General features: G+C 60.4%; 19 protein-coding genes and 3 pseudogenes. 6 read left to right on the forward strand and 16 right to left on the reverse strand.

All coding sequences use genetic code 11. The features are described from left to right. Window positions 1-4: 4 nt before the first annotated feature. A complete protein-coding gene (locus OKW39_RS09650; protein ID WP_429561781.1) occupies window positions 5-1,558 on the reverse strand; it encodes an AMP-binding protein in 1,554 nt (517 codons plus the stop codon). A gap of 99 nt (window positions 1,559-1,657) precedes the next feature. Between OKW39_RS09650 and OKW39_RS09655 the strand changes: the two genes are divergently transcribed. Next, on the forward strand, window positions 1,658-2,548 hold the full coding sequence (locus tag OKW39_RS09655) for a LysR family transcriptional regulator (RefSeq protein ID WP_429562520.1): 891 nt from the start codon (window positions 1,658-1,660) through the stop codon (window positions 2,546-2,548). 274 nt (window positions 2,549-2,822) lie between these two features. Here OKW39_RS09655 and OKW39_RS09660 read toward each other — a convergent pair whose 3' ends face one another. The 11 genes and pseudogenes from OKW39_RS09660 to ltrA all read right to left on the reverse strand — a co-directional run bounded on the left by OKW39_RS09660 (window position 2,823) and on the right by ltrA (window position 11,856). After that, entirely contained in the window at window positions 2,823-3,398 is a 576-nt protein-coding gene (locus tag OKW39_RS09660; RefSeq protein ID WP_429563479.1) for an ATP phosphoribosyltransferase regulatory subunit, read from the reverse strand. Window positions 3,399-3,577: 179 nt separating this feature from the next. Next, window positions 3,578-3,835, reverse strand: a pseudogene (locus OKW39_RS09665) (group II intron maturase-specific domain-containing protein); the annotation flags it as partial. Between the two features lie 76 nt (window positions 3,836-3,911). Further along, window positions 3,912-4,259, reverse strand: coding sequence for an ATP-binding protein (locus OKW39_RS09670; RefSeq protein ID WP_429563480.1), 348 nt, complete (start codon window positions 4,257-4,259; stop codon window positions 3,912-3,914). Window positions 4,260-4,280: 21 nt separating this feature from the next. Next, window positions 4,281-5,309, reverse strand: coding sequence for a tyrosine-type recombinase/integrase (locus OKW39_RS09675; RefSeq protein WP_429562521.1), 1,029 nt, complete (start codon window positions 5,307-5,309; stop codon window positions 4,281-4,283). 45 nt (window positions 5,310-5,354) lie between these two features. Beyond that, the gene (locus OKW39_RS09680) at window positions 5,355-6,284 is read right to left on the reverse strand and encodes a tyrosine-type recombinase/integrase (protein WP_429562522.1); all 930 of its coding nucleotides are present in this window, start codon (window positions 6,282-6,284) and stop codon (window positions 5,355-5,357) included. Beyond that, the gene (locus OKW39_RS09685) at window positions 6,281-7,507 is read right to left on the reverse strand and encodes a tyrosine-type recombinase/integrase (RefSeq protein WP_429562523.1); all 1,227 of its coding nucleotides are present in this window, start codon (window positions 7,505-7,507) and stop codon (window positions 6,281-6,283) included. Before OKW39_RS09685 ends, OKW39_RS09680 begins: the two co-directional genes overlap by 4 nt. Further along, on the reverse strand, window positions 7,444-8,196 hold the full coding sequence (locus tag OKW39_RS09690) for an ATP-binding protein (protein WP_429562524.1): 753 nt from the start codon (window positions 8,194-8,196) through the stop codon (window positions 7,444-7,446). Before OKW39_RS09690 ends, OKW39_RS09685 begins: the two co-directional genes overlap by 64 nt. Further along, window positions 8,165-9,664, reverse strand: coding sequence for an IS21 family transposase (gene istA, locus OKW39_RS09695; RefSeq protein WP_429562525.1), 1,500 nt, complete (start codon window positions 9,662-9,664; stop codon window positions 8,165-8,167). Before istA ends, OKW39_RS09690 begins: the two co-directional genes overlap by 32 nt. Beyond that, window positions 9,657-10,046 (reverse strand): hypothetical protein, encoded by a 390-nt coding sequence (locus OKW39_RS09700; RefSeq protein ID WP_429562526.1) that lies wholly within the window; start codon window positions 10,044-10,046, stop codon window positions 9,657-9,659. The genes istA and OKW39_RS09700 overlap by 8 nt, the downstream gene beginning before the upstream one ends. Beyond that, window positions 10,018-10,527 (reverse strand): hypothetical protein, encoded by a 510-nt coding sequence (locus tag OKW39_RS09705; protein WP_429562527.1) that lies wholly within the window; start codon window positions 10,525-10,527, stop codon window positions 10,018-10,020. The genes OKW39_RS09700 and OKW39_RS09705 overlap by 29 nt, the downstream gene beginning before the upstream one ends. Window positions 10,528-10,647: 120 nt before the next feature. After that, window positions 10,648-11,856: a group II intron reverse transcriptase/maturase gene (gene ltrA / locus OKW39_RS09710; RefSeq protein WP_429562528.1), complete on the reverse strand. Its 1,209-nt coding sequence runs from the start codon at window positions 11,854-11,856 to the stop codon at window positions 10,648-10,650. Between the two features lie 447 nt (window positions 11,857-12,303). Between ltrA and OKW39_RS09715 the strand changes: the two genes are divergently transcribed. Beyond that, window positions 12,304-13,458 (forward strand): IS110 family transposase, encoded by a 1,155-nt coding sequence (locus tag OKW39_RS09715; RefSeq protein ID WP_429562529.1) that lies wholly within the window; start codon window positions 12,304-12,306, stop codon window positions 13,456-13,458. Between the two features lie 842 nt (window positions 13,459-14,300). Here OKW39_RS09715 and OKW39_RS09720 read toward each other — a convergent pair. From OKW39_RS09720 to OKW39_RS09730, 3 genes and pseudogenes are all read right to left on the reverse strand, one after another. Beyond that, a pseudogene (locus tag OKW39_RS09720) lies at window positions 14,301-14,823 on the reverse strand (GNAT family N-acetyltransferase). Between the two features lie 58 nt (window positions 14,824-14,881). After that, entirely contained in the window at window positions 14,882-15,184 is a 303-nt protein-coding gene (locus tag OKW39_RS09725) for a DUF3553 domain-containing protein (RefSeq protein WP_429562530.1), read from the reverse strand. 190 nt (window positions 15,185-15,374) lie between these two features. Then, a pseudogene (locus OKW39_RS09730) lies at window positions 15,375-15,758 on the reverse strand (GNAT family N-acetyltransferase); the annotation flags it as partial. A gap of 226 nt (window positions 15,759-15,984) precedes the next feature. Between OKW39_RS09730 and OKW39_RS09735 the strand changes: the two are divergent. Further along, the gene (locus OKW39_RS09735; RefSeq protein WP_429562531.1) at window positions 15,985-16,842 is read left to right on the forward strand and encodes a LysR family transcriptional regulator; all 858 of its coding nucleotides are present in this window, start codon (window positions 15,985-15,987) and stop codon (window positions 16,840-16,842) included. A 126-nt stretch (window positions 16,843-16,968) separates the two neighbouring features. Next, window positions 16,969-17,601 carry a LysE family translocator gene (locus OKW39_RS09740; RefSeq protein WP_429562532.1) on the forward strand — a complete coding sequence of 211 codons (633 nt, stop codon included), beginning with the start codon at window positions 16,969-16,971 and terminating at the stop codon, window positions 17,599-17,601. Window positions 17,602-18,070: 469 nt separating this feature from the next. Here the strand turns inward: OKW39_RS09740 and OKW39_RS09745 are convergent, their stop codons facing one another. Continuing rightward, a complete protein-coding gene (locus tag OKW39_RS09745) occupies window positions 18,071-18,199 on the reverse strand; it encodes a hypothetical protein (protein WP_429562533.1) in 129 nt (42 codons plus the stop codon). Between the two features lie 576 nt (window positions 18,200-18,775). Between OKW39_RS09745 and OKW39_RS09750 the strand changes: the two genes are divergently transcribed. Beyond that, window positions 18,776-19,000: a hypothetical protein gene (locus OKW39_RS09750; RefSeq protein ID WP_429562534.1), complete on the forward strand. Its 225-nt coding sequence runs from the start codon at window positions 18,776-18,778 to the stop codon at window positions 18,998-19,000. 231 nt (window positions 19,001-19,231) lie between these two features. Then, a complete protein-coding gene (gene hpf, locus OKW39_RS09755; protein ID WP_429562535.1) occupies window positions 19,232-19,576 on the forward strand; it encodes a ribosome hibernation-promoting factor, HPF/YfiA family in 345 nt (114 codons plus the stop codon). The last annotated feature ends 507 nt before the right edge of the window (window positions 19,577-20,083 follow it).

A 20,083-nucleotide genomic window follows, 5' to 3' on the forward strand; every position in this document is an offset into this window, starting at 1 on the left:
CCCTTCAGTTGACACGACGCGAGATGCCTTGCCAGTACTGCTCGCGAACCAGCTTGCGGGCGACCTTGCCGCTCGCATTCTTGGGCAGATCGGCGACGAAGCTCACGCTTCGCGGTAGTTTGTAGTCGGCCAGCCGGGCGCGGCAATGCGCGATGATTTCTTCGGCAGACGTATTGCGTCCGGACTTCAGCACGACGACCGCCTTGACGCTTTCGCCCCACTTCTCGTCGGGCACGCCGACCACGCATACTTCCATCACATCGGAATGCTGATACAGCGAGGCTTCGATTTCGGTGGGATACACGTTGAAGCCGCCGGAAATGATCATGTCTTTCTGGCGATCGACGAGGTAGATAAAGCCCTCTTCGTCGACGCGCGCGAGATCGCCGGTGCGCAGCCAGCCGTCGACGAGCACTTCACGCGTGAGTTCCTGCTCGCCCCAGTAGCCTTGGAACACGTCGGCGCCGCGAATGACGATCTCACCGATCGCATCGCCCATGACCTCGCGGCCGTGTTCGTCAACCACCAGGACTTCAGTCTCGCCCGTCGGCCGGCCGCACGATGCCAGCCTTTCGGGACGGTGCGCGATTGCGTCGGCATGATCGGCGATGCTCAGGCGCGTGACGCCCGAGGTCGACTCGCTCGCGCCGTAGCCTTGCGACAGCACCGGCCCGATCCGCGTCCATGCTTCCTCGATGCGCGCTGGCGCCATTGGCGCGGCGCCGTAGCCGAGCATCTTCAGGCTCTTGAGATTGGCGGTGTCCAGCGCAGCATCGTTGAGCAGCATGTTGATCATCGTGGGCACCATGAACACGTGCGTAATGCGGAGTCGTTCGATTTCCGCAAGAAAGTGCGCTGGCTCGAATGTGTCGAACAGCACGAGTGTGGCGCCCGAACAGAGGTACGGCTGCATCAACATGCCCGACGCGTGCGTGACCGGTCCGATGAGCGCCAGGCGGTCGCCCGGTTTCGCGGGACGGTCCATGCCCAACAGGATTTTGCGCAGCGACGCGAGGCGATTGCCGTAGGTCTGCATGGCCGCCTTGATCTTGCCGGTCGAACCGGACGAGAAGTGCAGCACGGCGAGGTCGTCGGACGACAGGGTGACATCGAGCAGGTTCGCGCTGGCCCGCGAAATCAGTGTTTCGTAGTCGGCATAGCCGTTCGCCGCTTCGCCAACAGAAATGAATGTTTCGACTGAACGGAAACCTGGCGAGCTGCGATCGTAAGTCGTGTATCCCGCTCCCGCGATCATCACGCGCGGTGCGCAATTCTCGACCACGTCGGCGGCTTCGTGCACCGTGAAGCGAGGATTCAACGCGGCCTTGACGAGCCCGGCCTTATAAAGCGCGCATTCGATCTCCACCAATTCCGTGCAGTTGCGGGCCTGAACCGCGACCCGGTCGCCTTTCGTCAGTCCAAGACCGAGTAATGCATTCGCGAGCCGGCTTGAGCGTTCGTCGAGTTGGCGGTACGTCAGCTCGCGCTCGCGATGCATGACCGCTACGGTGTCGCCCCAATAACGCGCGGCGCGGCGCAGAAAATAAGCAAAGGCCAATCGGTGTCTCCCGTTATCGATCTGGCTCTTAGTCTGTAAGATGCAGGGGATCACCACAATGAGGCGTTGGCTATAAAGTCATAGCCATCAGGAATGACGATGGAGACACGGGACCTGGAATATCTGCTTGCCGTCGAGAAGCACGGCGGCATTGGCCGTGCCGCCGAGGCACTAGGCATGAGCCAGCCGGCTTTGACCAAGGCGATTCAACGCGTGGAGGCGCAGGTTGGGCTGGGACTGTTCGAGCGCACGGCCAGCGGTATCGTGCCGACCCAGGCAGGGGCGCTGTTCATCGTACGTGCCCAGCGCATTGCGCTCGAATACGAAGACGCGCTGAAGGAAATGCATGCGATCCGGAGCGGCGAACAGGGCGTGCTTCGCATCGGTTATTCGCCAACGGTGCCAAACGCGCTGGTACTGGGCGCGTGCCGACAGTTGTTGAACGAACGCCCGGCCGCGCGTCTGCGACTGCGGCGCCGGCTCGCACGCGATCTGGTCGACCTCCTCATGGCGGGCGAACTCGATCTGGTCGTGGCGCCCGAGCCGACTCGCAGCGTAGGCGACGTTACCTTCGTCGAGCTCTTTCGCGACTCGCTCTCCGTGCTAGCCGATGAGGCGCATGCACTACATCGCAAGCGCAATCTACGGCTTGCGGATCTGGCAGGTCAGGAATGGTTGCTGCCTGGACCGAACATTCTGCTGCGGCAGCAAGTCGACGCGGCCTTCGAGCGGCAGGGGCTCGGGCCGCCGAAGCTTCGCGTGGAAACCGATTTCGGTAGCACCTCGCTACTACATCTGCTGCGCGGCACGACGATGCTCTGCATAGCAGGCACCGAATCGTTCGAGAGTCTCGAGGGGCTGCGCGCGCTCAATCTCGACATGAACGAACTCGACTTGCGTCGACGTATTGGCGTGGTGTTCCGGACCGGGGCTTACCTCTCTCCGCTTGCCCAACGCATGGTGGCACTGCTACAGGAGCGGAGCAGCTGAACCGGCTAGAGGCGCATGTCATATTAAAATGGGCGAAGTTGCAGTGTTTTTGTGCCATCGTCCGCTCCCTGGACAAGAACGGACCGCCAAACGCGCTTTCCGAACGGCAGAAATTGGCCGCGTGCTGCCCAATGCGTTTTGGCACATGTCGACCCACAAGGGACGGTCGCGGGAGCGGGAAGCGGACGTTCCCGCTCTCACGCGAAAGCGTATCAGCCCGATATGAGGCTTGCAATTGATCCCAACCACAAGCCTTTTCCCGCGTTTCGTGTTGCTATACGAGCCCTTGAGCTGTCATCGCCAACAGCAGCCGTTCCGCACCGATTCCAAAGCCCGCACCTTCCCGATACGCCCCGCCGCCCACCACTTGCTGCTGCGCTCCGAGTTCAGTGCAGCGCATCTCGAAGCCCCGGCCGTTGAGATAGTAGCTGAGGCCTCTACGAGCTGAGCCGTCGATTTCATAGCCAAGTCCAAGTGAATCAAAGAAGCCAATCACTATCTCCTGACTACGTTTGACCGCCAATTCCGGATCGGGGCAAAGGTACTCGAATCCCAGTTGCGAGAATTCCCTATACCGACCGGCTTGCGGTCGTTCATAGCGATAGCATCGAGCGATATAAAACAACATCCGTTCCTGTTGACGACCCAGCAACTCTATACACCGCTCCTGGAAAAGAGCAGTTGCCTCCGGGATTAGGCAGCAGGCGCGTCCCTTCTTATCGGGAAAGGCCCACATTTGGCCGATGATCTCACTGCCGCCAGCCTTTTGGATGAACGTATCCTGCGACCACAAAGCGGGAACGATGGCCTCTTCTGCCCCAACGTTAATGAAGATAGCTCCGGAACTGATTTTCTAGAGCGCGTGTTTGCGCGGCTTCCTTACCAACGATGAAACGGGTTCCGCGAATCATGGTCATGAGAATCCTCTTCGGTGTAGAAAATCGGGATAGGGGCAGGCCTCGCGGCCCGGCCCCTCCCACACCACCGTGCGTACGGGTCCGTACACGGCGGTTCGGATCGGTTAATCGACTATGGCCTTAGTGATGGAAGCCCCAGCGAGCGAAGGTAACGGTTTGACAGGGCGATGCCCAGCGCGGGACTGCAACTCAGCCGCCACGCATCGTGTGGCGAACCGACCGTCTGGGCAGCAAGGTTTCGGCTGACGCCGCGTACTGTCAGCTCCCGGAATCTTGTGCGGCCCCGTTTCCACTGCTTCCAGAAGAAGCAGCGGATGCGGCGGCGTATCCATTCATCCAGGCGTTGCAGAACGCTGGGCGTTTCGCAGAAACCGAAGTAGCCCTGTCAGCGGCGGCGTCAATTTCACGCGAAACGGGCGGTTTGAAACTCACGGTGGTGAACGGCGTCAAGCGGCGGGTTTGGGGTCGCTCTGGTCTTTCATGCGATAGCTCTTGCCTTCGATGACGACGGTCTCGGCATGATGCAAGACGCGATCGAGCAGCGCGGAGGTCAAGGTGCTGTCGTGGTTGAGGATGTCGGGCCAGTGCTTGAAGGCGCGATTGGAGGTGACGATGGTGGCGCCGTGTTCGGAGCGTTGACTGACGATCTGAAACAGGATGTCGGCGCCTTGCTGGTCGATGGGCAAATATCCGAGTTCGTCAATTAACGTTTTGCATAACGTTAATCGATCTATGTGCAGTGCTCCGTTATGTGGAGTTCGGTCGGTCGAGGCATAGTGACGGCCGGTTGGCAGGACGCGGACTCCACATAATTATCAGAGGCGCTTCAACCAGTCGATAGTCGGCAAGCGTTCAAAGGTTCGGCGGTCAGTTGGCACCGTCGTTAATATGTCGGGGAACACTTGCAGAAGCGCTTGGCGCTTCATGTCGATGTCTGCTTTCGAATAGCGCATCGTTGTATCGAGACTCGCGTGACCAAGCCATTGGCTAATCGTTGGGAAGTCCACGCCCGACTTTAGCATGCTGACCGCAGTCGTATGCCTAAGAGAGTGTGGGTGGATACGTTTCTCCCGGAGGGTAGGCGCGACCGCTTCGGCGGTGACCAGATGCTTGCGAAGCAGGTAATAAACGCCGAAGCGCGTGAGCTTGTCGCCGCGATTGTTGACAAACAGTGCCGCTTTCACGTCAAGGGGATACGGTCGCTCTTCAACGAGTCGCTGCAGCAACCTGGCAGTCTGCGGCCAGATCGGGCAGACGCGCACCTTGTTTCCCTTGCCTTGCAATCTGACCTGGCACGGCCGCTGGACGCGCAGGTCGCACAGACGAAGGTCGAGTACCTCCTGCACTCTTGCTCCGGTATTAAACATGAGTGAGAGCAATGCGTAATCACGTCGTCCGGCGGCGGTCGTTCGATCGACCGAACTAAGCAGCGCCTCGACCTCGCCCTCCTCGAGATATTCGATCGGCGCTGACTGGGCGCCGCGTTTGAATGGAATGCCGAGGATTGCCTGCGACGCCGCAAGATGTTCAGGAAATTCAGTTGCCAGGAACCGCGCGAACGTATGAATCGCGGCAAGCCGGGCATTGCGCGTCGCAATGCCGTTGTGCCGGTCTCGCTCGAGAGATGTCAGGAACTGCCCGACCGAGTCAGCAGTGATCGCCGCAAGGTCCAGGCGTTCAATCCCACAGTGTCGCATCGCACTGAGAAATCTCAGCAGGAGTACCAGCGTGTCGCGATAGCTATGAATTGTGTGCCGACTCATCCCTCGCAACGTAGGCAGATAATTCTGGAAAAATCGGACAAGGGCCCGACCGAGTTCGTCGGAATAAGAGCGCCGTTTCATCACTGCTCTCCTTGGACAAGATAACCAAATCGCTTGGCGAACCGATTACTGGCCAGATCCCGGAGCTCCGGAATCCAGCGCAAATAGTAGGCCGTCGAGACGATTGAGACGTGACCCATGTAAAGTGCGAGCTTTGGCAGGTTGGACTGGACGTCCGCGCCCTGTCGATACCATCGCATTAGTGCCCCCAATTGCAAAGGAGTGCCTAAAGTCATGAATGCGGGGAACCCGTCCGTCGACATCGCGTATTCCGGCCTCATGCAACAGTTCCATGATGCCGCGACGCAATCCTGTTCCAGTGTAGCCTCGTAGACCATGGCTCAAATTGCAAAGTAGTGGTGACGACGGCGAGGTGTCGAGCGGGGTGGCGAGGCGGCGCACGAGGTAGCGGCGTAGTTCCCGCCGGGCACCACACGAAAGCGGAACCCACCGCGATTTGTGAAACTTCGATTCCCGTACGCGCAGAACTCCAGCGTGTGCGTCCACATCGGCCAGCGTCAACCGTAACAACTCCCTTCGCCTCAGCCCGGCCGTGTACAGCAGTACAAGCGCCAGGCGCAGGACATACGGTCGAAGGGGCGATGTCGCCGTGGCCGCGCGCGTGGCCGCAAGTTCAAGTAATTGGCCGATCTGTGCTGGAGTCAGGATAATTGGTGCGGCGTGCGGTTGCGGTCGCGCAAACCGGTTGATGTCCGGCACGAAACATCGGGGTTCGGTACGTTGCCTGTAGAGGCAGAAATTGCGCACGGCAACTTGACGGGCGCGGCGCACGTTCGAGGTGAGGGAATCGAAGGTCTTGCACCACGATTCGAACAGCCTGCTGCTCAGCTCCGATTCGCCAGCCTGGACGAGAAAGTCCGTCAGCGAGTGCAGGGTACGCTCCTGCATGTTGTATTGACGTCCTAGCGCTCGACGGTGCGCAAGATATCGCCTGATGACCGGATCGAGCGCAGTTGACGCGATATGGTCGTTCATGATGCCTCCTTCCTCGAGGCGTGGCCACAACAAGGGACGGGTAAGGCGACGTGTCGCAGCGCTTCCACATGCAGGCGAAGATAGACGCACGTGCTCTCAAGGCAGTCGTGACCAAGCAGATCGCCGATCGTCTTCACGCCGACGCCTCGCTCGAGCAAGCGCATGGCGAAGCTATGCCGCAGGCAGTAGGGGCTGGTCTGCCGAATGGGCAAACCACTGAGCCGTGCGCGCTTGGCGTAGATGTCGTCGACGGTTGCAGCCTTGATCGGGCCAGCCGGGCACCGCACTCTCAGGAATAACTGACGCGTGCTCGTCAATGGCGGGCGACGGCGTAGATAGCGCTCGAGCACGCGCCGCGTTCGGCCGTTCAGCGGCAGGATTAATACCGACCGGGTCTTGCACTGGTCTACCCGCAGAGTGTTCTTCTCCCAGTCAATCGAGTCGGGCCTCAAGCCAGCAACTTCTGCTGGGCGCAAGCCGTAGTAGGCCATCAGGTAGAGAATCGCGTGATCACGGCAACCCTCAACACTCGAACGGTCGATCGAATGAAGGAGCTTGCATACCGTCCTCCAATTGAGCGCCCGTGGTGGAAGTTCTCCGCGATAGGTACGGGGCGTGTCGATGACGTCGAGCCGATTCCTCGTGTAGCCTCGATCGGCGCAGAAGCTCAGAAAGGCACGAAGGTGTGCAACCGTATGCTGAAGACTCTGACGGCAAAAACGCTTGCTGGTTTGATCAATAAAGCGCTCGACATCGTCAGATCTAACGCTTGCAAGGCGCCTGCGCCCCGAACAGACGCTCGCCAGGAAGCCGGTAACCGTGCTCAGGTGCTGCTCAACCGTGGAAGAAGACAGTCCACGCAGGTCAATGAGGTGCGAACGGTATTGCGAAACGAGTGGGTCGAATCGGCCGGGCTTTGCGACCGGAACGAAGAGGCCTCGATCGGTAAGGAAGCGTGCTGCCGCTCGCTGCGTGGCGCGGTACAGCGTCTCATGCGACCAGGGTGCGAACCAGCGGGACAGCGCAGTCGAGGTAATCGGGAGGCTGGTGGCAGCCGCGACATGGTTATAGGTAAGAACCTCACGGAAACGGTGGACGTGGCGTTTCGCACAAATGCGCGTGTAGCCGCGCTCGACGACCCACGCCGCAAAATTGCGGACTAGCGGTCCTTGCGGGCCGGCGGCATAGCGCGGCCAATCGCGGGGAAAGAGAAATTCCAGCATGTGAATCTCCCATTCAAGTGAACGGAAGAATCACAGTAGCTCGTTCCAGTTATGTGTAGCACTGCGGTCTCAAGGCCCCAGTGGACCGTGGCCGCGGCGGCCGACTGCACATAACGACGTGCTGCACATAGGTCGATAATCAACAGGCGCGGCTTGGCGTAGCGGCGCAATTCACGCTTGAGCCCGCCATGGGCACAGGCGGCATTCACCGAATTGATGATGTCCACGGCCGTGGCAAATAGCACCGAGTAGCCGCGCAGGCAGGCGGTATGGCCCAGCGCAATGCTCAAGTGGCTTTTGCCCAGCCCGACGCCGCCGAGGAAGATCACGTTGGCGTGCTCCTCGATGAAGTTCAGGCGAAACAGATTCTGGACCTGCAGACGATTGATCTTGGTGGGCCAGTTCCACTCGAATTGGTCCAATGTCTTGAGTACCGGGAATCGCGCGAGCGCGACGCGTCGGGCGACGCTGCGATCTTCACGCCGATGCGCCTCGCCTTCGACCAGGCGGGCCAGATACCCGACATGCGACCAGTGCTGGGCGGCTGCCTCGCTGGCCAAAGCCTCGTAGTGTTGCAGCGTGTAGGCCAGATGCAGCTGCATAAGCTGCGTGCGCAGCGTTGCCGCAGAATCGGCGCCTGACTGTGGCGCGCTGGATTCAGCTTTTGTCTTTGTCGTCATCCTGGTCATCGTTGGCCTCCGGCACGCGGTAGCACGAGAGATCCGGCTGGGCGAGTTCGAACTCCAGCCAATCCTGATGGCGGATCAGATGCAGTGCTCCGGCCTCGGGCCGCTGCCGCGCTCTGGCCTCGAGCATGTTGGCGATGTACTCGCAACTGAAGGCCTGGAACGCGAGCCCGTCCTGCAGGGCGCGCGCAACGGCCTCGATGCCGTAGATTTCGCTCAACGCGACGGTCTTGCGCACATGCTGGCGCGCATTGATGCGCCGTTGCTCGAGGCCTTCGCAATAGGCCTGGGCGTGCGGGCCCAGGCTCAGGAAGCGCAGCATCAGCCGCTGTTCGCGCGCATGGCGACGCTGCGCGAGCAGGGCCTTCGGATGCTCGGGATCCTCGATATCGAGGTGACGCTCGTAGCTGCGCACATGGCGGGCAATCAACTGGTTCTCGTAGTAGATGCAAATCCGATCGGGATAGGCCTTGAGCGTGACGCGCGTATTGGCGTAGCGCGCCGGCACCGAGTAGTGGTTGGTGTCCAGCGCTACGCGAAACTGGCTGCTCGTGCGCACCGTGAGGATGCGCGCGACGTCGTAGGGCGAAGCATTGAGCGGCTTCAGATGCGCGCGCTCGGTCTCGAACAGATCGACGGGGCGTTGGTGCGTCTCGCCGTGGATGCGCACGTTGCCAATGGTATCGAGCCAGAGTCGGGCCGCGGGGTTGATGGCGCTGAACTCGGCGAGCTCGAGCCCGTTCAAGAGATTCTTCTTGACGTAGCCCACGCCGTTCTCGACGCGGCCCTTCTCGTTGCCTTTGCCGACGTTGCAGGCGACGATCTCGAACCCCCAGTGGCGCGCTGCATCGAGGTAGCGCGGATTGAATACCGGCGCGTGGCCGATCAGCCGCTGCAGCACCGCGGACTTCAGATTGTCCACCATAATCTTGGCCGGACAACCACCGAAGGCGGCAAAGGCATGTTCGTGGCAGGCGAGGAAGTGCTCCATCGTCTGTGAGACGGTGAACTCCAGATACATCAGCCGGCTGTAGCACAGCACCATGACGAAGAACGAGAGCCGCCGCCGCGTCGAGCCCACGGCGATCGAACCGTATTCGCCCCAGTCGACCTGGGCACACTCGCCCGGGGCGAACGCGAGCTTCAGGAATGCCTCGCGACGCGGCGGGCGGATCTTGCTCACGTAGTCGCGCACGATCGTATAGCCGCCGTCGAAGCCCGCTTCACGCAAGCGCTGGAAGATCTGCTGCGCGCTGTACGGGTGCGCATCGAGCCAGCGTACCACCTGCGCCTTGAACGGATCGAGCCGGCTGGCGCGTGGCGGCTGCGCGCGATGTGCGTACCGCGCGGCCTTCAACCACTTGGACACCGTTTGCGGATGCAGGCCGAGCGCGCGCGCCGTCTGCGTGATCGTCAGGTGCTGCCGATCATGGCAGTCGCGAATCTTGCAGTACGTTTCATAATCAAGCACGACGCTTCCCCAGCGCCGCGTGCAACCGCTCAAGCTGCGTCGTCACGTCCGCGTGAGGCAGCGGCGGCGCCGGCACCGGCGCATCCAGCGCCAGCACCTGATAGATCGGCCCTTGCCAGGCGATCAGGCCGACGCGAATCAGGTCGCTGCGGGCCATCTCCAGACGCGCCGGCGCCATCGACAGGCGCCGTGCGAGCGTCGCGTCGGCGTAGTAGCTCAGGCCCTGCGCATCGGCGACGGTGACCAGAAACAGGTACAGCGCAGCCGCACAGGCGTCACAGCGCTCGAGGTAGCGCTCGCGCACCAGCCGGTGATCGACCCAACTGAAGTGCGCCGGAATCTGCCGGATCCGCTCAGGGCAAATCACACGCTTGCTCGGCATGCTCCCCCCTCCCATGCAAGATGTCCTGCCCCAGTTGTAGCAACCGCCGGCTGCTGCGCACGATGTCTTCTTGTAACGGGCTGTCGGTCAAATGGGCGATCAGCCCAATCAGGACGGCCGGTTGCGCCGATAAGACTTCTTGTAACGCAGCGCCTCCCGAATCGGCCCCCGAGCCTTGTGTGGCAAGGGTTTGCGCGCGGCAGTTCTCTTGTAACGCATCCCCAGACTTCTCGGACTTCTGCTGCGTTCGGCGCCCGTAGCCCGGATGCTCGGCGCGCCAATGCCGCACCCGCGCGACGTGCTCCGCACCGTGGAAATAGTCCTGGTTCTCGGGTTTGGCCAGCCATTGCCGCTGGCTGACGGCTTTGCTCGCCCGGCGACACGCGGGTTCGCTGCAGTACCGTTGGTGCCGCGCATTGCGGGGATCGGGACGAAACCAGGCCCCGCAATGCCGGCACTTTCGCTGTCCGACGCGCTTCATGACCGACCCTCCTTGGGGGCAGATCATGCGCGCGCCTACGCCCGAGCCTCGCCGTCAGGTTCGGCACGAACAAAAAACAACAGCCGAAGAAGAAGCGAAAAGCGAAGAACAGCCAGGCCTTTATGAAACAAAAGCCGGAAGAAAACGCACCCGGAAGAAAAACCACCACGAAGAAGATGACGTTCGCACCGTCAGATCTCGACGACTTTCAAGTTGCCGATGACAGTAGCCCCGCCACCCTGCCAGATAACGTTTCAGCGCGCCGATCATCTGGTCGACGCTGACCCCGCGCGTGCGTTGAGTCAATTCCCGGATGCGCTCCTTGAGGCGGGACAGCGCCTTGGGCGCAATACGCCGTTTGACCTTGTCCCGATCCGAGAAGGTGAACCCCAGAAACTTCCGCGTGTGTGGCCGTGCGACCGCGCTCTTGGTCTCGTTGACCGTCAGCTTCAGCCTGCCGGCGAGGAAGGCCTTCAGCCCCGCCATCACACGCTGGCCCGCGCGTTCGCTGCGTACGTAGACGTTACAGTCGTCAGCGTACCTCGCGAAACGCAGCCCGCGTCGCTCAAGCTCCCGGTCAAGATCGTCGAGCATCAGATTGGATAATAGCGGGGACAGGGGGCCACCCTGGGGTGTGCCCTCGTCCGTCGCACCAACCAGCCCGTGCTCCATCACACCCGCCGTCAGGAAGGAGCGGACCAGCTTCAGCATTCGCTTGTCGCTGACTCGCTTTGCCACCCCACTCATCAGGATGTCGTGGCTCACGCGATCGAAGAATTTCTCCAGATCCAGATCTACAACCCATCGGTACCCCGACTGGATGTAGCTTTGCGCCTGCGCCACGGCCTGATGTGCCGAGCGGCCCGGACGGAAGCCGTAGCTGGACTCCGAGAACGTCGGGTCCCACTGCCTTTGCAACACCTGCAAGACCGCCTGCTGGACGAATCGATCAAGCGCAGAGGGGATGCCGAGCTTGCGCACGCCACCACCATCCGGCTTGGGTATCTCGACCCGTCTCACAGGTTGAGGCTTGTATGTGCCGTTCAGCAGCGTGGCCCGTATCGACGGCCAATGCTCCCGCAGGTACGCCGGTAATGCCTGAACGGTCATCCCGTCCACGCCCGGTGCGCCCTTGTTCGCTTTCACACGCTTCAACGCCTGCTTCAGGTTCCCCCTTTCGCAGACTTCTTCCATCAGTCGGTCATATGCCGACGGGCTTTCAGACTCGGGGTTCGCCGCCATAGGTTCAGCCCCTCCACCAGCAGCCATCGGGGCTTCACCCCTGCTTCCGCTGTCGAGGACGCGATGCGTTTTCTGCTGCTCTCCCATGTCGAGTTCTCCGGCTTACTTGCCGCTCCTTTCCGTTTGGGCCTTCCAACGTTGCCGCTGTACTATGCCCGCTGCTGACTCCTACACGACGATCAACGCCCCTTGCGGGTCGTTCAGTCCTGATTTCAGGACACCGGGCAGGCCTCCCGAGGTAAGCTCAACCGCCTTCACCACACACCTGCCAGATTTACCACCCCGGCCCTTGATGGTTGAGGACTTCGCGATCATATGCTCGCTCGTCCGGCCGGGTAGGCCTCATATCTGGTTTCTGTTCGTCAGGTCGTGGCTTTGCTACACGCTTCCTTCAGACCCCGCCTCGCGACGACGCCCTTGCGTTTCACTAGTCCTTCGCCCCATCAGGCTGGACAGATCCTATGCACGAAGGGGCCACTGAACACGCCGATCCTAAAATCAGCGTGTTGAGCCTTACTGAAAGGAGAGAGGATCATGCGCACAGATCAGGCATACCCGACGCATTCCGAAACGCTCGTGCTGGCAGTATCACTGGAACTCTCTGCCGGCCAGTGGAAGGTTGCGCTGCACGACGGCCGACGCGAGAAACCAGCCGTGCACACGGTGGCGCAGCCGCAGGCCGCCGCGCGGCTGCAGGCGGTGCTGGACCTGATCGAGGCGCACAAGCAGAAGTGGTCGCTGCCGGCCGGCGTGCGCGTGGTCGTTTGCTACGAGGCCGGTCAGGACGCCTTCTGGATCTGTCGCGCGCTGCAGGCGCGACACGTCGAGTGCTTCGTCGTCGATACGGCCAGCATTCCGGTCGAACGCCACAGTCGACGCGCGAAGACCGACCGGCTCGATGCCATCAGGCTGGTCACCAGCCTGCGCGCGTGGCTGCGCGGCGAGCGCGACCGCATGCACGTGGTTCACGTGCCGTCGCCGCAGGACGAAGCGTCGCGCCAGCTGATGCGCGATCGCGGGGAACTGCAGAAGGAAGTGCTGCAGCACCGCGACCGCATGCGCAAACTGCTGGTCACGCTGGGCTGCTGGGATGAGGTCGATCACAGGGCTTTCGCGGGCCGGCTCGCCCGTGACGAGGTGCGGTGTCACGACGGTGCGCCGCTGCCGCGCGAGCTGCGCGAGCGGCTGCTGCGCGAGTGCGAACGGCTGGCACTGGCCCAGCAGCAACTCGCGGCGCTGGAGAAGACGCGGCAGGCGAGCGTGCCAGCACCCGCGCGCAAGCGAAGCGATGACCTGGCGCGCCTGAAGGGCATTGGCGAGGTGGGCGCGTCGCGCCTCGCGCTAGAGCTGTTCTGGAGGGAGTTCAGCAACCGGCGCCAGGTGGGTGCCTGCGTAGGGCTGGTGCCCCAGCCCTACGACAGTGGCCAGAGCCAGGTGGATCAGGGCATCAGCAGGCAGGGCAACCGGCGGGTGCGCGCGTTACTGGTCGAGATGGCGTGGTCCTGGCTGCGCTACCAGCCCCACAGCGCGCTGTCACAGTGGTTCAACCAGCGCACCCAGGGCGCGGGACCGAACCGCCGCGCGCGACGCATTGCGATCGTCGCGGTGGCGCGACGTCTCGCCATAGCGCTGTGGCGCTATCTGAAGGACGGTGTAATACCCGAAGGCGCACAGCTGAAGTCAGTCTGAGTCAGCGAGGTATCGCAACAAGGCAATCATGCAACGCCCGAAACTGATGTATGGAACGGTTTGAAGTGAACATGCCCGTCAAGTCCCCGGGTTACCGACGTAACCGATTTTACAGATGGGGCATGCTCCCGGAAAAGATTCCGGCGTAATGCGCATGCAGGATGAGGCTGGCCAGACGCCAGCGGATAGAAGGTGGTCGGACGTCAAGTTCGACGCGCGCGATGACCGGCTTCAGACCAGGGACGTAGACTGGATCACAGCAATGGTTGACGGTGGTGGAACTCCGCCGGACTATGCAGCACAAAATGCGCTTGTATGGTAGTGAACGCGAGCTATCGCGCCACCACCATACGCCAGCATATTGCCCCTTCGCAGCGTCAAGGGTCCGCTACGCCAGGCTTCGCCTGCCCTTGACCCAGCAATGCGCTTCTGCATGGAGACGGAGAAGGACATCGTTGATGATTCATGAGTCAGGCCGTGAAAAGCCTTGACAACTTCCTGCTCATAGAAGGGGACTTGCACCCCCAAGCTGTTGCGCATGCTCGGCGCACATAAAAAAAGGCGCTTAAGGCGCCTTGGTCGTTTGTGCACGGAAAGGGAGGAACGAGATCCCGGATTCCCTGCTATGGACGTAACGGACCACGGCGCATTGGATAGCAACCGTGATGGTGGTGAGACTTGCTAGTGACGTTACGAAGTTCCATGCTGCTAATACTGACACACAAACTGGTTTTTGTGTACAGACCGTTATGTTTCGGCTTGCCGGTTTAGGAGACCGCGTTGACCGACCGTTCGTGGCCGGCGACAGCCTTCGCGCGTCCGGCACGAAGCGCCCAACTCAGTCAGGTCGCTCCCGGGGCATCGTCGTCAGCGAGCAATGCCCAACGTTCATGGTCGCGCCATTTTCCATCAATGCGGAGATAGCGCGGTGAAAAGCCTTCCTGTTTGAAGCCTAAGCGACGCACGAGTGAGATTGATGCCACGTTTCGCGGTTGGATATTCGCCTCGAGGCGATGCAAACCAAGCTCGGCGAAGGCGTACATGATGGGCGCCCGAAGCGCCTCTGTCATTAGACCGGTTCGACTGAAGTCTGACATCCCGTAATAACCGAGATAGGCACTCTGAAAAGCGCCCGCAACAATCTCGTTGAGGTTGATCACACCGATCACCTTATTCGAGACATTTGCCCGTGCAACTAGTCCGACATTTGTTCCGGTCAGTCCGCGTGCAAACCAGCCGTCGAATCCAGCCTGATCCGTGAATGCCGTGACCCACGGCCAGTGGTATTCTCGATTTGCCAAATTTGCAGCAATCAAATCGGCGGGCGTCGGCACGGGTCGCGCGACTTGGTTGAATGTTACTCATAGTCGTTTGTTGGAGGAGCATGCAGGATCTGGATTGTCGCCGATCTAACGAAGACCGTTCAATGACTGCTTGTGGCCGCACGCGGCCGAGCGATACCCCGCCAACCGTGACCGTGACAGAGGACTTTCCCCTTTGCATTTCCGATCGGAGTTTCCGTACTGCCTATCGCGTCAAGGACTGCACTCGACGCGCCGTCGCGCGAAAGTTTCTCAGGCAGAACGAAGTCCAAGGAAATCGTCTTCTCGCCAGCATTGGCAAAGAAGACCCGGACGGTACCCGCGACGCTGTCGCTCAGCACCTGGCCAATGCCCCACTCTGGCTTCTTCGGGTGCTGAACACGATCGCCCTTCTTGTATTGCATGAAATTTCCCCGATGGCAGTTCGTTGGCTTTTCTCAGTCCACGTGCCTTCTGAGTCATCCGCGAATGTTGTCGGCGCGCGGACGGTCGGCCGGCGTGAGGCCTGTTTTGTTAACTAGCGTCGATCCACTCGAGGACGAGTCGCTGCGACTCGTCCAATATGCACCCGATTCCTAGTTTCGGTCACATTGGTCAGCGCGAGATTCTATAAACAATGCTTGGCGCGTCTCCCGGTACATCGTCAAGAGTTCCGAATTGAGTCAACCCCGCCTTCTCCAGAACGTTCCGAGAGGCGACATGGTTGCTCCGTACCAAGGCGAAGATCTCCTGTAAATGCAGGGCTTGAAACCCGAATTTGATTGCTGCGGTTGCCAACTCGGTCGCAAGCCCTCGCCCCCACGCCTTGACCCCGAGTCGATAGCCCAGATTCACCTTTACCTCATCGCCGAATGGCCTATATGAAAGGCCGCCGAACCCGACAACCTCGCTCGGCCGGGCTGCCCAGGCAATTGCCCACGTGCCGAACCCGTTCTTGATCCAATCATCGAGCCAACGAGCCATTGTTGTCTCGGCGTCGGCGAGGGAGCGCGCATCGGCCCAGCCGGATTAAATTCGTTTGTGAGTGGATCACCATAGATACGGAACAGAGTGTCTACATCCGAGTTGGTCGGCTGACGCAGAATCATTCTTGCGGTACCAATGTTGTGCATTGAGACGATTGATGCACGCTGGTCATACGTTGTTTTTGTCCATCTGGCGCACTAGATAAGGTAGGACGACGATAGTAGCAGAACGAAAACGAATGCGACCTTCGCTTACGGCCGCCGCCGACCGGCTCAGCCGCAGTCAATCTGCGATCAGTCACGCTTTGACCGAACTGGAGGACATCACGCAGGTCAAGCTGCTTATGCGTGACCGGCAGCCGGTCGTGTTGACTGCTGCCGGCGAACGTCTATGGCCGTACGTCCGGAACGTGGTGCGGGAGGCGCAGACGCTGCGTCAGCAATTCAGCCTGTCGCGCGGCAAGCTAGAAGGGCGGCTAGTGGTCGCCTCGCTGCCGAGCGTATCGCTGGCGTTCGTCGTGCGCGCACTCGAGGAGTTGAAAGAGATGCATCCGGGGGTGTCGGCGGTGCTGCTCGAAGGCACGGATGTGGAAGTCGAAGGGTGGATCGAGGACGGTACCGCCGACGTCGGCGTTGTGGCGGGCACGAAGACGTTCGCGAACAACTTGCTGCTGCTCGATGACGATTTCGTCGCGGTAGCGGCGGCCGGTACGTTCGACGGCCGCAAGAGTGTGTCGACAAAACAGTTGTCCGCGTTGCCGTTTATTTTCTCGAAGGCACGTTGCGGGCCGGTGATCGCAGATTACTTCGCGCGTAGTGGCGCGCAACTTCGGGCCGCCTTCAACGTGGTCAAGATGCGCACCATTCTTTCAATGGCGGAGGCGGGCATGGGCGTGTCGATCGTCCCGCGCATCACGCTCACTTACACGTCGTTCGGAGGCCGGGTGCTGGAGCTGTCACCGAGGCTGCATCGTTCTGTGCGGCTGTCGTGGAACACGACTGGCAACGCGGTGACAGATGAATTTATCAGGCTCGCCGCCGCACAACGTGTCAAAGGAGGAAAGGCGACCAAAACGCGGGCGAAGAAGGGAAAGTAACGGGTCGCCGGCGCGATGAAAAGCGCTCATATGCGGCTTGCAGTTTATTCACGCTGAAGCCGGCCGATATGCAGTACATTGTGCGGCACTCGTCAACCTGACTTCCCTGTCTCGAAGGAGACCGCCGTGCCTGCCTTGCCCACTCTGCTTGCTTTCGGACTCGTGTCGCTCGGCATGGTCCTGACGCCCGGCCCGAATATGATCTACCTGATCTCGCGTTCGATCTGCCAAGGCCGCCGTGCGGGTCTGCTGTCGCTCGGCGGCGTTGCACTGGGGTTCGTGTTCTATATGTTTTGCGCAGCGTTAGGCATCACCGCGCTTGTGCTGACCGTGCCGTACGCGTACGACGCGTTGCGCTTTTCCGGCGCGCTGTATCTGTTGTACCTCGCTTGGCAGGCGCTCAAGCCGGGCGGTCGCTCGGCGTTTCAGGTCCGGCAGTTGCCGCACGACAGCCGCCGAAAACTCTTCACGATGGGCTTCGTCACGAACCTCGCGAATCCGAAGATCGCGGTGATGTATCTGTCACTATTGCCGCAGTTCATTTCGCCGGGACATGGTAGCGTGCTCGCGCAATCGCTGGCGCTCGGCTGCGTGCAGATCGCGGTTAGCGTTAGCGTCAACGCGTTGATCGCGAGCATGGCTGGTTCAATCGCGGTATTTCTCACCGGCCGGCCGGTTTGGGCGTTGGTTCAGCGCTGGTTGATGGGCACCGTGCTGGCCGGATTAGCGGTGCGTATCGCGCTGGAATCGCGACGCTAGAGATGGCGACAGGCGCGATCGGCTGGCGATTCGCGCCCCCCTGTCCACATGGGCTTTGCGAGGTCTCGATACTCACATGGCGTTGCTCAGACTTACTTGTGCCGTTATCTGTTCACGGTTCGTAGAACAGTTTTATTGACTGGTCTTGATCAGACGGCCGTATAACATGTGTTCGCCCGATCATTTCGGTGAAGCACTTCCCACAGCAGACGGCTGTAATATTCGGCCAATAGTTCACGCGCTTCTGAACGTCTTCCTTCATCTCGCCGCATTCATCGCAGCGATCCAGGACACGGACCTGCAGCGGTCGTGAGCGCCACTGTTCGACCGCGTTCATGTCAGCAGCCCTCGTGTTGATCTGCGACGCCGACAGCGATGATGTTCGCGGCCATCTTCCGCAGTTCTGCCGACGTCGGATCATCTCGGCGCAGCCCGAGTAAATCTCTTGCGTTCGTGCTCATCGTGGCCCTCACTGGATACAGATGTGGCTAAGGTCAACAGTCCGGCGATACACGTTCTTGTTCAGCCAGGGGGCGAACGTGTACTCGTCGTACGCGTTGCTACCGATATGAATCCAGTTATGCAGAACGTTTAACATGGCGCCCCTCAAATGAAATCGCAAAGTCCATGGAATCAAGATAGATGGACGACCCGAAGAAAGCCATTCTACGAACGGTCGCTGCAATCCTCCGTTGGCGTAGCGCGCTCATACGTTCGGATACCTCGAGGCATTTAGGAAGTGAGCGTTCGAGTGGCGATGTAGCGGGATCCGTTACCGTAAGCCAGTCATACCTAGGTATGGGACGGCCATTCCTAAGCAGGAGCAATGCGTGCCATTCGTAGAATGGTCTTTTTTGTCTTGCACGTTTACATTGATTCCATGGTCGGTGCGTTCGCGTGACACGTCTGCAACGGCAGCGTCTTCTTTGGTCGTCAGTTTCTTCGGTCGGAGAACGTTATGCACGTTCGTATCGTGGCTAGGCGGGATCGTGTATCAGGGGACGGTGAAACTGAGCCGTGTCTGCATTCAATTGCCCGGAGGACGGCATGGACCGGTGACGAGCATCGCATCGATCGGGCTGTTTTTCTTGCACGCCAAGATTTGCGCTGTACAGCTTGGTACATGGACGTCGCTTGTGCTTCATCGTGTTCTGAGTTGCGCGGCGGCCCGCAAGTGCGCGCGGACAACAATCCGGGCTACCCCGACAGCTACGAGCCGAACGGCGCCGATGCATGCGCGCAGGACGCGCTGGCGATCGAGTCGTTGGTTGAGGTGGCGACGCCACGGGTGACGATGATCATCCCGGCACCACGACTGCCTCTGGCTTCGGAGGCATCTAGTTCCGACAGCTCGGCGCGAGGGAGTTCGAGCGTGCGCAGCAATGCGATCGACCAGTGACAGTTCGGGCACCGCTCCATTCATCAACCTTAGTGCCTAGGCGATGACCGAAGGTATAGAGGCAAATCCACCCACAATCACACCAGCGGGGCGTATGGTGGATACAGTCCGCCGGGCGCCGGTGGCGGCGACGTGTAGGAGAGGAGCCAGCTTGCGAGCCGAACCAAATAGCAGGAGAAGCACGCGGTTCGTCTTGTTGGTGCATTTGTTAGCTACCGTTGCGGAGCATTCATGAACCTTAAAATCAGCGGACACCATCTCGAAGTCACTCCGGCACTGCGTGAATACGTGGTTACTAAGCTCGAGCGGATCTTGCGACATTTCGAAAACATCATTGATGTGACCGTCCTTCTGTCGGTCGACAACCAGAAGCAAAAAAGGCGGTGGGCTGAGATCAACGTTCACGTGAAGGGGCGAGATATCTTTGTTGAGAGTTCCGATGGGGATCTATACGCTGCGATCGATTTGTTGGTCGACAAGCTCGACAGGCAGGTTGTACGGTACAAGAACCGCTTGCAAGACCATCATCACGACAGCATCAAATATCGTTCCGCGAACATGACACCTGCAGAATGAAGGTGCAAGGAGCTGTCAGAAATTTCGTGTGCTGAGGTCGGTATAAAGAAGTCTCAACTCATGGCGCAGGCGAATCGCTCGCCGAACAGAATCGCTAACTGATTGATGGCTTCCGTGGGCGCAAGAGCATCTTTCGCAACGGTCCGTTGAGGGTCCGAATTTACTGCGCGTGAAAGCGGCCATTCGCAGCGAGCGGTGGTCAAGCAACTGAGGATGACCGCAATGGCCGACTATGCAACTTGCATCGTCGTCGGCAATCGAACGTCCGTTGTCAGGGCGGATCCGCCGCCTGAATGCCGGGATGACCGCGCGGGCGAACGGCAGTTCATGGCCGGCTTGCGCCTGCCAGGAATCGGCAGCACGCGACCCAACTCTGCCGTTCGACAATGGAACGCCCCGCAGTCTCTTCCCGAAGTACAGCGGTCATTCGGACGGCTGCTTCGTCGGCGGATGCCCGCCATCGCGTCCGTTCGAAGGTGCCAGCCGACTTAGGGCGGTCAGTGGCCG

Origin of the sequence: Paraburkholderia sp. MM6662-R1, assembly GCF_050436245.1 — a bacterium.
Taxonomy (GTDB): Bacteria; Pseudomonadota; Gammaproteobacteria; order Burkholderiales; family Burkholderiaceae; genus Paraburkholderia; species Paraburkholderia tuberum.

Bases quoted from the DNA above. Each gene is read 5' to 3' on its own strand.
- hpf (WP_429562535.1), top strand. From the start codon at position 19,232: ATGAACCTTAAAATCAGCGGACACCATCTCGAAGTCACTCCGGCACTG.
- OKW39_RS09685 (WP_429562523.1), bottom strand. From the start codon at position 7,507: ATGCTGGAATTTCTCTTTCCCCGCGATTGGCCGCGCTATGCCGCCGGC.
- OKW39_RS09675 (WP_429562521.1), bottom strand. From the start codon at position 5,309: ATGAAACGGCGCTCTTATTCCGACGAACTCGGTCGGGCCCTTGTCCGA.
- OKW39_RS09700 (WP_429562526.1), bottom strand. From the start codon at position 10,046: ATGCCGAGCAAGCGTGTGATTTGCCCTGAGCGGATCCGGCAGATTCCG.
- ltrA (WP_429562528.1), bottom strand. From the start codon at position 11,856: ATGGGAGAGCAGCAGAAAACGCATCGCGTCCTCGACAGCGGAAGCAGG.
- OKW39_RS09745 (WP_429562533.1), bottom strand. From the start codon at position 18,199: ATGTTAAACGTTCTGCATAACTGGATTCATATCGGTAGCAACGCGTAC.
- OKW39_RS09705 (WP_429562527.1), bottom strand. From the start codon at position 10,527: ATGAAGCGCGTCGGACAGCGAAAGTGCCGGCATTGCGGGGCCTGGTTT.
- OKW39_RS09680 (WP_429562522.1), bottom strand. From the start codon at position 6,284: ATGAACGACCATATCGCGTCAACTGCGCTCGATCCGGTCATCAGGCGA.
- OKW39_RS09690 (WP_429562524.1), bottom strand. From the start codon at position 8,196: ATGACCAGGATGACGACAAAGACAAAAGCTGAATCCAGCGCGCCACAG.
- OKW39_RS09715 (WP_429562529.1), top strand. From the start codon at position 12,304: ATGCGCACAGATCAGGCATACCCGACGCATTCCGAAACGCTCGTGCTG.
- OKW39_RS09655 (WP_429562520.1), top strand. From the start codon at position 1,658: ATGGAGACACGGGACCTGGAATATCTGCTTGCCGTCGAGAAGCACGGC.
- OKW39_RS09735 (WP_429562531.1), top strand. From the start codon at position 15,985: ATGCGACCTTCGCTTACGGCCGCCGCCGACCGGCTCAGCCGCAGTCAA.
- OKW39_RS09725 (WP_429562530.1), bottom strand. From the start codon at position 15,184: ATGCAATACAAGAAGGGCGATCGTGTTCAGCACCCGAAGAAGCCAGAG.